Here is a 10,900-nt window from a genome sequence, read left to right on the forward strand (position 1 = left end):
CATTCGGCTCTTGGCAGAAAACCTCCAGCTTCATGTCTGAGCAGAGGGTGAACAACGTATTGACACTCTACACCTAGCCCGCATCAGATCCATCGGGAAACGGACGGCCTGCCTGCTGCTGGCGGGGAGCCTGTGCTGCACGGGCTGCGCCGGACGGCTGGACGAGGGAGAAGTGACGCCGCTGACCGTGAAAGAGGAAGAGCGCTTTTGCCTGGAGGTCAGGGGAGGCCATCTTGACAAGGAAAAATTCCGCTCCATCCTTGATCAGGAATTGCGCGACAATGACTTGTCGGGACTGGTCAGCTGCCGTCCGGATACCGTGGTGATCCGCGTGAAGACAGAGGAGCTTGTCAACGTGGACAGTATCCCCCTTTCCGGTAATACGCTGCTGCGCCATTATGAGTTGGCAAAGTGGTTCATGGAACTGGATCTTCCGGATCTCAGGGGCGGTTTCGGCAGCGGCAGCCTGTCCGGCGGCGGAAGCCGCAGCAGTGGCGGCGGCGGTGGCCTCGAAGGCAGCGCCCTCGAAACCCCTCTCAAGGCGGCATACGCCGTTGCGATAGCCATCCCCCTTGGGACCATCCTCATGGTGGGGGATTTTTTTCCCCGCTCCTCCGTGAGCCTGCGGGCCAATGTGAGCATCGGACGCGGCGAAACGCCGGAGGAACAGAAGAGCATCATCATCAATTCCGGCAGTCCGTTCCAGGAAGATCCGTTGAACATCCTCTACAAAAAACTCGCGGAACGCATCTGCGAGGCGCTGGAGATCGAGCCGACTTCGGCCTCGTAGGAGCGCCCCCGCCCGCTTTCCGCAACGTGGCCCTTTCCCGTGCACGGGGAGACGGTGGACAGACGATGCCCGCTTCAGGTATAGCGGCAAGGAAACCCTGACAGGACTGCTCGATGGGCCTCACCTTTTTCCTTTGGCTTGCGGCGGCGTGGCTCGTTTGCCTCCTCTGCCGGAACATCCTCTGGCTGAACAAGAGAGCCATCTTCCCGACGCCCGTAGCGCGTGAGGCGGCACGGCCGAAGCCCACGAGGAATGATGCCGCACGTGCGCCGTCGCAACGTATCCGCTCGTGCGTGTTCCGTGGCGGACAGCCATATGCAAGAACATATCGTCTCCCGCTCCCGGCCTGTCCCACAACGACCTTCCGTCTTTGCCTCACGGGATACGCGGCCGGACCACCGGACAAGGCTGGCTCCACGCCTGTGGAAGCGGACACGATCGGCGCCTTCCCTCTTGATGTCTCGGGAAGAGACGGCAATGCCGAGCGCTGCCCGATGCCATCGGACGGGATTCCAGCCCCACAAGGCGGCCGCTGCGCTCGCGCCGCGCTGAGACCGACCGCCATGCCGCCGACATCGGAGAGCCCGTGATCCCCCGCCTCGCCCGCATCAGATCCATCGGGAAACGGACGGCCTGCCTGCTACTGGCGGGGAGCCTGTGCTGCACGGGCTGCGCCGGGCGACTGGACGAGGGGGAAGTGACGCCGCTGACCGTGAAAGAGGAAGAGCGCTTTTGCCTGGAGTTCAGGGGCGTGCATCTTGAAGAGGAAGGATTCCGCTCCATCCTTGATCAGGAATTGCGCGACAATGACTTGCCGGGACTGGTCAGCTGCCGTCCGGATACCGTGGTGATCCGCGTGAAGGAAGAGGAGCTTTTCACCGTGGACTGCCCCCCTCTTTCCGGCCATACGCTGCTGCGCCATTATGATGTGGCAAAGGGGTTCATGGAACTGGATCTTCCGAACCTCAAGGGCGATTTCGGCAGCGGCAGCCTGTCCGGCGGCGAAAGCCGCAGCAGCAGCGGCCTCAACGACAGCATCCTCGACTCCCCCCTCAAGGGGGTATTCGCCGTTGCGGCGGCCATCCCTCTTGGGACCATCCTCATGGTGGGGGACTTTTTCCCCCAGTCCACCGTGAGCCTGCGGGCCGGTGTGAGCATCGGACGCGGCGAAGCGCCGGAGGAACAGAAGATCCTCATCGTCAACTCCGGCAAGATCTTTCGGGAAGAGGCGTTGCCCGTCCTCTACGAAAAGCTTGCGGAACGCATCTGCGAGGCGATGGAGACCGAGCCGGCTCCGGCCTCGTAGGAGCGCCCCTGCCCGCTTTCCGTAACGTGGCCCTTTCCCGTGCGCGGGGAGACGGTGGACAGGCGATGCCCGCTTCAGGTATAGCAGCAAGGAAACCCTGACAGGACTGCTCGATGGGCCTCACCTTTTTTCTTTGGCTTGCGGCGGCATGGCTCGTTTGCCTCCTCTGCCGGAACATCCTCTGGCTGAACAAGAGGGCCATCTTCCCGACGCCCGTAGCGCGTGAGGACATCTTCCTTCTGGATGTATCGGGCGACGATCTGGATGAGACCTTCAAGGTCGATCTTGAGGATGCCCTGTGCACAAGAGGCTTGCTGCACGTCGCGGAAGCTCCCGGGCAGGAGACCGTCGTCCTCCGCGTGAAAGAGGAAAAGCTGACGCGCACGTTCTATTTCGGTCTCTCGCGAGGATGGCTCTTCCTCCCCATGCGCGTCGCGGAGGAATGCAACAGGATCGCTGACCTGATCCATGCTCTGCTCAGCATCTTCCGCTCCCACTCTCCCCGTGGAGCGGTCTCCATCGCTTTCTGCAATCTGCTGGGGGGAAGCTTGGGGGTGCTGTGCATGGTGGCGGAATTCCTCCCCAAGTTCGCGTGGGTCATCCATGCCTCCGTCGGCATCGAACGCAATGGCCTGACGGTAAGATCGCGGCATGTCTCCGTCAGCGAAAGCACTCCCATGCTCGACCGAAGCATGGCCATGGATCTTCTGCGGAAAAGGCTCGCGCAACGCATCAGCGAGACGCTGGCGGTTCCGCCCCACCCCTGACGGCGGAATGCGCCGCACAAAACGGATATTGCTGATGAAACAGATACGGAACCCCCTCGTATTGCTGCTGTTTGCCTGTCTGCTGTTCTCCAGCGCCTGCGTGAAGCAGTCCCGACAGGCCGGCCCTCTGGATGTCTACCGCAACGGCAAACTGGATGAAGCCGGAACGGATATCGCTGACGTGGCCTATGTCAGCGTACGGGACAGCACGACGCTGGTAGGGAACCTGCACGGCGAGATCGAGCACCGCCTGCAGACGCACGGCATCAAGTTGACCGGCAACCCCAGCCAGGCGGGCTACATCCTCCAGATCTCCGTCCTGGCCTGCGCGACCTCCTCTACGGACAACCTCAAGAAAAGCGTGGACGCCGGTTACGGCGCACCCGTCGCTCTGTCGGGCAAGGGGAACACCGCGCTCGTGACCGATGCCCTGCTGGTGCTGCGCCGCGTCCCGCGCGCCGGCAAGAAGCAGGCCCTGCAAAGCATCTCCAACCGGCAGGCCGTGGCCAGCAGTCAGATGCGGCTCGGCCTGCAGGCCCGCAAGGAGCTGGATACTACCAGGAACCTGCCGCCTGACGTGGGCGGCAAGCTGGCGGCGGAGATATGTACCCCCATCCTGCATCATGCCGCGGGAACGGAAGACCCGCACGCTGCGCAGGAGCCTGCCCCAAAGGACGGGAAAAAACCTGCCGCCCAAAAATGATCCGGCAGGCCCCACTTCCCTTAGATGAAACAGGTTTCCCCGGCAGCCGTCCCGCCGGGGAAACCTGTTTTTTTGCCGTAAGGCGGCCGCAGACCGTACCCGTTAGGCGACGCAGGAGCCTTACGGACATCAACGGCAGAGCGAGGGGTACCCTCCCCCCCAAAAACAGCAAATAGTGTCCGCCCTAAAGGAAATGCGTACCGAAACGCCGCCCCCGCTTGACGATGCCGTCCGCCAGCCCGGCCCGCTCCAGCAGCATGAAGGCAAAGGTACAGTTGCAATTGTGCCCCTTTTGCTTCTTTGAGTCAAAAGAGTTGTCAAATTTCTTTAGGTCCCCCGTGTCCACGAACCCGCCGCAAAATTGCCGGTAGGCCCGATAAAAGATGTCCCATTGCAGCAGGAGGCCGCACTTTCCCCGGCGGTAGCGGACTCCCTTGTCCTCGATCTTGGTAATCGTTGATGTGCCGCCGCCGGGGTTGGGCAGCACATCTCCCACGGCAATGCTCCCTTCTATCCGCTGTCTGAATACGCCGAAGTCCATCCCTCCTCCTTTCGCCGGACCGCCGCCGTTTCGGCAAGGCATGTCGGCATCTTGACGAACGTTCTCCCCTCCCCCTGCCACACTGCCGAAAAACAGTCAACGACACACTACAACATACTGTAATCAATTGTAAAAATACTAAAAGCACGTTTTTTGCAATCTCTCTCGCGCCGTGTCATCTTTTTACAGGAAGCGGCGCGGCTATTTTTCGGGAGGGAGAACATGACCAATTCTTTGCCGCATATCCGGCCCCCTATGGAGAAGCAGAGCAGCCTCTCCCTGACGCAGGGCCGCAAGTCCGCCGAAGCCGACACCTTTGCCGCCATGCTCCACAAGGAGACGGAAGGCGCTCCCGATAAGGCGCAGTCCGCTGCCGCCGGTTCCGGCTCGGAAAAGACCTCGCCGCAAAAGGATGCCGCCGCGACGGCCGCGAAGGACCCGGCCTCTCCCGCCAAGGAGTCGGTCGCGGCGCGTGCCGACTTGCCGGGCATCCCCCTGCACGGGCGAGGAGTGGACATCTTCCACCGCTCGGCGCTGGCCGGTCGCAGCCCCAGTGAAGTCATGCAGGGGCAGCTCTTTTCCGACGCCTCGATGGACATCAAGCAGACGCAGGCGCTGGAAGGTCTCATGCAAACGCTGAGCAACGGCGGAGACTCGCCGCTCGCCAGCGCCCAGAATTTCAATATCGCCCGCCAGCTGCCCGGCCTCAGCCTTTCCATGCGGGATCAGAACGTCATCCGCCAACTGAGCAGCGACGACTACGTCCGTACGCACAATCCTTCGGACGCCGCGTCGACTCGCGGGAGACGGCGGACCGTGCGCAAGCGTCATGGCCGCGAGAGCGGATACGGCACGGAAGAGATCGGCTCCCTGTCCGCCCGCTTTGAATCCGGCAAGGCGGGCATCTCCGCCATCGGCTATGACAGCAAGGGCGGCACCTCCTACGGCAAATACCAGATCGCGTCCCGTGTCGGCAGCATGGACGCCTTCTTGTCCTTCCTCGACTCGGAAGCGCCGGACATCGCCCGCCGTCTGCGCAGCTCCGGTCCGGCCAATACCGGCAGCCGACAGGGCGCCATGCCGGACGAGTGGCGCGCCATCGCCGCCGAACAGCCGGAGCGCTTCGGCAGCCTGCAGGAATCCTTCATCCGCGAAAGCCACTATGACCCCGCCGTGGCAGGCATCACCGAGCGCACCCGCCTGAACATGGATGAGCTCTCGCCCATCATGCGGGAAGTCATCTGGAGCACGGCCGTACAGCACGGTCCGCGCGGCGCCGTACGCATCTTTGAACAGGCGGACGCCGCCACCAGCGGCAGCGGCAAGAAATACGAGCGCAGCCTCATCTCCCATGTCTACGACATCCGCTCCGGCCAGTTCGGCGGACATTCCGCAGGCATACGGGCCTCGGTGCAAAGCCGGTTCAAGGAAGAAGAGGCTATCGCCCTGAACATGCTGGACGGGAACGGCTCCCGGACCGCCTAGCAGCCTTTCCCGATCATGACGAGGGAGGGGAGCTGACGCCTCCCCTCCTTCGCTGTACCAGACAGACGCACCCCCGGCAGGCCGTCGGTCGCCGCGGACTGTCCTTCCATCCGTCAACCCGCCGTCCCCTCCCGCATGAGCGTAGATATCCTTTTCCTGAACCTCACCCGTTTCGGTGACCTGCTGCAAAGCCAGGCGCTGTTTGAGGACTGCCGCCGCGCCGGTCTGCGGGCCGGACTGATCTGTCTGGAGAATTTCGCCGCCGCCCTGCCGCTGCTGCGCTCCCTTGCCGAAGCCTGGCCCCTGCCGGGCGGGGAGTTCCTCCGGCGGCTGGACGGCAACGGCCCCGGCGGCAGCTGGCACGACGCTCCGGCCCTGCTGCTGGACTTCGTGGACCGTCTGCGCCGGGAGGCCGCGCCGCGGCACATCGTCAACCTGACGGCGACCCTGCCTGCCCGCCTGCTGGCCTCTCTGCTTGCGCCGTCTCCGGAGGCCGTCACCGGCTTCGCGATGGATCGGGAGGGGTTCGGCTTCTGTCAGGGCAACTGGGCCGCCTATCTCTGCGGGAGCACGCTCAAGCGCTGCAACGCTCCCTTCAATATGCAGGACATGTTCCGCATGGCCGCACGGCCCGCGATACACGCCCTCGGCCACCCTGCCGACGACGGGGAGGGCGTCCGCGGCGGACGCCTGCTGCCGCCTTCGGATACGGCAAGCGCGCAGGCCGCGGCGCTGCTTGCGGGCGCGCCGGAAGGCTGCCGCGGTTTCGTCGGCCTGCAGCTCGGTGCCAGCCATCCCGCCCGGCAATGGCCGCAACATTTTTTTGCACAGGTGGGCGACGGCCTCTGGCAGACGGCGCGGCTATGTCCCGTGCTGCTGGGGACATCGGCCGAGAGACCCCTGGCGCGCGCTTACGGTCAGCACGCGCGCGGTCCGTTCCTCGATGCCGTGGGCGCCACAAGCCTTCCCGTACTGGCCGGGCTCGTGGCGCGCCTGCGCCTGCTGGTGACCAACGATACCGGCACCATGCACCTCGCCGCCGGGCTGGGCATCCCTTCGCTGGCCATCTTTCTGGCCACGGCCCAGGCCTGGGATACCGGCCCCTATCTGGAAGGCTGCTGCTGCCTTGAGCCCGCCCTGCCCTGCCATCCCTGCGGCTTCCAGCATGTCTGTCCCCATGACGGGCGTTGCCGTATGCACATCTCGCCGCGCACCGTCCTGCGTCTGGCGCTGGGCTGGCTGGAGTCCGGCCGCTGGGATACCGGCGTGGACAACGCGCTGCGGCAGGAGGCGCGCGTCTGGCTGACCGCGCGGGACGACGGCAGCGGTTTTGCCGATCTTGTCTGCCTGAGCGGCCACGAATACGAGGACCGCAGCCTCTGGCTGCGCCTGCAACGTCGTTTCTGGCAAGCCCTCCTCGACGACTTGGACGGCGTGCCGGTCCCCTCCGGCATCTCCGCCCTGCCGCCGGACTTTCTGGAAGCCGCCGGAGCCTCCGGCACGACCCACGCCCTGCTGCCCGTGCTGCGCGAAGCGGGACACTTCCTGGCGGCCCTGCCGGATCAGTGTCGTCTGGCCGCTGCCGGGCATCCCCGCATGGGGCAGCTCCTCCTGCGCGCCTGCGACCATGTCCAGCGCCTGCTGGAAAGCCGGGACGAGCTGACCTCTCTCGGCTACTTCTGGCACGAGGCACGACAAGCTCGAGGCGACAAGCTGGATGCGCTGGCCCGGCTGGCCAGGACCTTTTCCTGCCGCCTCCAAGAGCTGGACGCGCTTCTGACCTCTTGATAAGGTACATTTTTTGCTTTATCGTTTTTAGACCCTTTCCGGGAAAAATTTGCCGACGTGTCCCCGCCTTCCGACGGGTACTCCCACTGTTCGCTGTTGCGAGGAGGTTTTATGATCATTGTGGACGGCCGTAAAAGCGGCAAGGAGATTTCCAACTTTGCCAATCTCGAGGAGATCCTCGTGGATGTCATGGAAGGTGAAGGCATGGAAAATCGTGTGGTCACCGATGTTCTGGTGAACAACGAGCAGTTTTCCGAAATCTATCCGCATCAGGCCGAAGATATCTCCACCGCCTCCATTACTTCCGTGGAAGTGCGCTCCATCGAGGCCTCGGAAATGGCGCTGGCCATTGCCGGCGAAATGGAAAAGGTCACTCTCATGATGGAAAAGGCCGCGCACGAGATCGCCCGCCTTTTCCGCGAAGCCTCCAATACCGATGCGCTTGAACTGCTGCAGGATCTGCTGGACGTCAACCGCGACTTCCTGAACATGCTTGCCCTGCTGCGTACCCACTACCTCAAGGGAAGCAAGGGCACCGATTTCAGCATCCGGCAGGAAAAATTTACCGACCTGCTCTCGGAAATGACCGAAGTCTTTGAAAGCGAGGACTGGATCCTGCTGGCCGACCTCCTGGAATACGAATTTGCCCCCCTGTGCATCGAATGGCGCACCACCAGCCAGAACGTCCACAAGGCCATGCAGGAACAGAACGCCTAGCCTACGAGGAAAACATGTCGCAGTCTCTGGAATTGCTGGATCAGGCCTTTCAGCTGGGACGGCTGGAACGTGAAGCCCTGCGCGGCAAAAACTATGACCTTGCCGTGGAACTTTCCGAGAAGCGTCAGGCGCTGACGCAGCAGGCATGGGAAATCCTCGGTGAGGGCGATCGTCCCGACTACCTCGACCGCCTGCTGCGCATTGCCGATCTGCAAAAGGAACTGAGCGAGCTGGCACGTGCGGCGCACAGCAGCATCCTGTCGGCCCTTCAGGGATCGCGTCGTCAGAAAAAGCGCCTGTCCGGCTATCAGCGTACCATCGCGCTCAGCCTTCAGTAAGATCTGACGTTCCCGCAGCACTTTCGGTTTGAAACGCTTGGCGTTTCAAATCACACGGCCTGTCATTTCGCGGAAAATACTCTTTTCCGCTGGGTTTGGGCCGGGCGGCGCCGCCGCTTGGAGTTTTGCCTTTCTCAATGGCAAAACGCTCTGCCGCAACACGACGGGGGAAATGCCTTGACGGCGTTTCCCCCGTTTTTCGCCTCTCCCTGCCGACTTGCGCGGGGTGGCCCGCCCCCGACGGACCGGCCGACTCCTTTTTTCCGCCAGGCCCGACACACGGTCGCAATTCTCCTCCACATGCCTCGTTATCCGCTGGAGCATTTTCAATTTGAAACATGTTGCGTTTCAAACCATCTGGCCTGTCGTTTCGCTAAAAAACGCGCTTTTTCCGCTGGATCCGGGCCGGGCGACGCTATGCCGCCGTCTCGCGCTTTGCCTTTTTCAAAGGAAAAACGCGCTAAATGCCATGCATCTCCCGCCGCTTGCGGCAGGGATACCGTCCAGCGGACCACGAAGGCCAGCAGACCAGAAGGCGCATCCTCCGCTCAACACAGGCCATTGTAACAAGCTGTTGCCTTTTCCCCATATCCGTAGACCTCATTGACTTATTGCCCTGCTCCTGTCATGTTTGGGAGAAAGAATACCTTGCCGTATTTTATTGTAGCCCGACATGTTTGCATAATGGCATGGGGAAGCATCAGCGCATCCCGCTGACGACACTTCACCACTGTCGTGTATTCGCGTTTTTCAGGAAGAACAGACGTTCCTCCAGAACAGCGGGCGTCACCCTGTAACGGGAGAGGGCTTTCGCTCAGGGCGAAAGTCTCAGGGGAGATCACGGATGAACAGAGGTAAGGCCATCGGCAGGATCATCAAACGCTACCGGACGATCCTGCGTAATTGCCATTTACGGAACACCTTCGGCACGCTTGCCGTCGCGGGCTTGCTGGTCATGGGGCCAGCCACCGGCACTTGGGCCATCAAGGCAACGCCCCCGTGGACGGATCCGAGCGTCACCATCGACAGCGGGACATCCCTGACGGTGGATGCGCTTTTCGATCCCCTCTCTGATGAGACCACGGACAATATCACCACCAGCAGTCTTACCTTCAATGGCGGTTCCCTCACCATAGAAGCGGGCTTCGCGCTCCGCAATACAGGCGCGACAGGAACGGGATTGACCGTCCTCATGCAGAGCGGCACGCTGGATCTCGGCAATGGGAGTTCCCTGGCAGCGGACACGTTCTCCATGCAGGACGGTACGGTCAACCTGGCCGAGGGGAGCAGCCTGGCAGCGGATTCGTTCTCTCTGGCAGGCGGAGAGATCACCGTCACCGGCATCAACGGCAACACAGCTCTGACCGGTGTTACGTTCGATATGACCGGAGGCAAGTTGACTCTTGAGGGGGGCAACTCCTTGAAAGGCGGACAGCTCACTCCCTCGGGAGACATCACGCTGACCGGAGGCGAAATATCCGTAAACGGCGACAGCACGATCTCCAGCCAGCAAATGCTTACCGTGGCGGGAGATGCCGCCATCACCCTGTCGGGCAACCCGAACAATTCGCCTTCAGCGGTGCTCGTGGCGGCAGGTTTGGATACCTCGACATCGGCCCTGAGCATCGGAGGCAACGCCGCGATCACCGTACTTCAAGGCAAAAGCGGCAGGCTGGGCGGCGGCAATATGCGCATTGCCGACAATGCCTCGTTTGACGTCAAGGGAAGGCTGTTCATAGGGTATGAGAACATGGCCGGCATAAGCGCCAATGCCCTGACCCAGACGGGCGGGACCATCACGCTGGCGGAAGGCACGAGCGTCCTGGACATGGGCGTGCTTGAGATCACCAGGAACACGACTTACCGGATGCAGGGCGGCCAGATCGTCAACAATGGTTACATCAGCGTCAGCGGCGTACTGGATCTCACAGATGCCGGGAACGGCATCATCAACAACTCCGTCATATCCGCCCTTGGGGTCGACATGGGGCTGCCGGGGGAGAATCGCATCGCAAAGATCATCCTGAGCGACAACCAGCTTGTTTCCCTGCTGCAGAATGAGGGATCGGTCGTTACAGCCAGCACCAACGGCGTACTTGATCTGGGCGAATCCGCCCGGCTCGACGCCGATCTGTTCCGCAGCACTCTGGATATGACGTCCACCGCTCCCCGACTTGCGATCTATAGCGGCGGCAAGCTGGAAGTCGCCTCGCTGACGTTGAGCGGCAGCACGATGGAGATGGCCTCTGATGGACAAGTCGATGTGAATTCGCTGACGCTGGATACGCCGGACCTTGTCCTGACTTCCGGGCAAATCCTCCTCAGAGGCGAAAACGGTTCCGCGCTCAGTGCCGCCAGCGGCGGACTGCGACTCAACGCCGCCGCGGTCGCGGATGCGGAGCTGCGGCTTGGGCAATACGACAGCGAGACCGGCACGCTCGCCACAGGCGGCACTCTGGATGCCG

10 protein-coding genes are annotated in these 10,900 nt (G+C 62.4%); 9 read left to right on the plus strand and 1 reads right to left on the minus strand.

Features of this window, described 5'->3' with window-relative positions:
• The first annotated feature begins 172 nt into the window (after nucleotides 1–172).
• The 4 genes from Q0K00_RS09940 (at nucleotide 173) to traT (ending at nucleotide 3,566) form a co-directional block, all read left to right on the plus strand.
• Nucleotides 173–790, plus strand: a complete 618-nt coding sequence (locus Q0K00_RS09940; protein WP_297229092.1) for a hypothetical protein — start codon at nucleotides 173–175, stop codon at nucleotides 788–790.
• Nucleotides 791–1,376: 586 nt separating this feature from the next.
• Nucleotides 1,377–2,096 (plus strand): hypothetical protein, encoded by a 720-nt coding sequence (locus Q0K00_RS09945; protein ID WP_297229093.1) that lies wholly within the window; start codon nucleotides 1,377–1,379, stop codon nucleotides 2,094–2,096.
• Between the two features lie 113 nt (nucleotides 2,097–2,209).
• Complete coding sequence (locus Q0K00_RS09950) at nucleotides 2,210–2,863, plus strand: hypothetical protein (protein WP_297229095.1); 654 nt, start codon at nucleotides 2,210–2,212, stop codon at nucleotides 2,861–2,863.
• Nucleotides 2,864–2,897: 34 nt separating this feature from the next.
• The gene (gene traT, locus Q0K00_RS09955) at nucleotides 2,898–3,566 is read left to right on the plus strand and encodes a complement resistance protein TraT (RefSeq protein ID WP_297229097.1); all 669 of its coding nucleotides are present in this window, start codon (nucleotides 2,898–2,900) and stop codon (nucleotides 3,564–3,566) included.
• A 184-nt stretch (nucleotides 3,567–3,750) separates the two neighbouring features.
• Here traT and Q0K00_RS09960 read toward each other — a convergent pair whose 3' ends face one another.
• Nucleotides 3,751–4,107: a hypothetical protein gene (locus Q0K00_RS09960; RefSeq protein ID WP_297229099.1), complete on the minus strand. Its 357-nt coding sequence runs from the start codon at nucleotides 4,105–4,107 to the stop codon at nucleotides 3,751–3,753.
• Between the two features lie 222 nt (nucleotides 4,108–4,329).
• Here Q0K00_RS09960 and Q0K00_RS09965 point away from each other — a divergent pair, with 222 nt between their 5' ends.
• The 5 genes from Q0K00_RS09965 to Q0K00_RS09985 all read left to right on the plus strand — a co-directional run.
• Complete coding sequence (locus tag Q0K00_RS09965) at nucleotides 4,330–5,592, plus strand: hypothetical protein (protein ID WP_297229101.1); 1,263 nt, start codon at nucleotides 4,330–4,332, stop codon at nucleotides 5,590–5,592.
• Between the two features lie 135 nt (nucleotides 5,593–5,727).
• On the plus strand, nucleotides 5,728–7,380 hold the full coding sequence (locus Q0K00_RS09970; protein ID WP_297229103.1) for a glycosyltransferase family 9 protein: 1,653 nt from the start codon (nucleotides 5,728–5,730) through the stop codon (nucleotides 7,378–7,380).
• A 111-nt stretch (nucleotides 7,381–7,491) separates the two neighbouring features.
• Nucleotides 7,492–8,097 carry a hypothetical protein gene (locus Q0K00_RS09975; RefSeq protein ID WP_297229122.1) on the plus strand — a complete coding sequence of 202 codons (606 nt, stop codon included), beginning with the start codon at nucleotides 7,492–7,494 and terminating at the stop codon, nucleotides 8,095–8,097.
• Between the two features lie 14 nt (nucleotides 8,098–8,111).
• Nucleotides 8,112–8,435, plus strand: coding sequence for a hypothetical protein (locus Q0K00_RS09980; protein ID WP_297229124.1), 324 nt, complete (start codon nucleotides 8,112–8,114; stop codon nucleotides 8,433–8,435).
• Between the two features lie 844 nt (nucleotides 8,436–9,279).
• Nucleotides 9,280–10,900, plus strand: a 1,621-nt coding sequence (locus Q0K00_RS09985; protein ID WP_297229126.1) for a hypothetical protein, incomplete at its 3' end; no start/stop codon positions are given.

It is taken from the genome of uncultured Desulfovibrio sp. (genome assembly GCF_944327235.1).
GTDB lineage: Bacteria > Desulfobacterota > Desulfovibrionia > Desulfovibrionales > Desulfovibrionaceae > Desulfovibrio.

Bases quoted from the DNA above. Each gene is read 5' to 3' on its own strand.
- traT (WP_297229097.1), top strand. From the start codon at position 2,898: ATGAAACAGATACGGAACCCCCTCGTATTGCTGCTGTTTGCCTGTCTG.
- Q0K00_RS09965 (WP_297229101.1), top strand. From the start codon at position 4,330: ATGACCAATTCTTTGCCGCATATCCGGCCCCCTATGGAGAAGCAGAGC.
- Q0K00_RS09970 (WP_297229103.1), top strand. From the start codon at position 5,728: ATGAGCGTAGATATCCTTTTCCTGAACCTCACCCGTTTCGGTGACCTG.
- Q0K00_RS09980 (WP_297229124.1), top strand. From the start codon at position 8,112: ATGTCGCAGTCTCTGGAATTGCTGGATCAGGCCTTTCAGCTGGGACGG.
- Q0K00_RS09975 (WP_297229122.1), top strand. From the start codon at position 7,492: ATGATCATTGTGGACGGCCGTAAAAGCGGCAAGGAGATTTCCAACTTT.
- Q0K00_RS09960 (WP_297229099.1), bottom strand. From the start codon at position 4,107: ATGGACTTCGGCGTATTCAGACAGCGGATAGAAGGGAGCATTGCCGTG.
- Q0K00_RS09950 (WP_297229095.1), top strand. From the start codon at position 2,210: ATGGGCCTCACCTTTTTTCTTTGGCTTGCGGCGGCATGGCTCGTTTGC.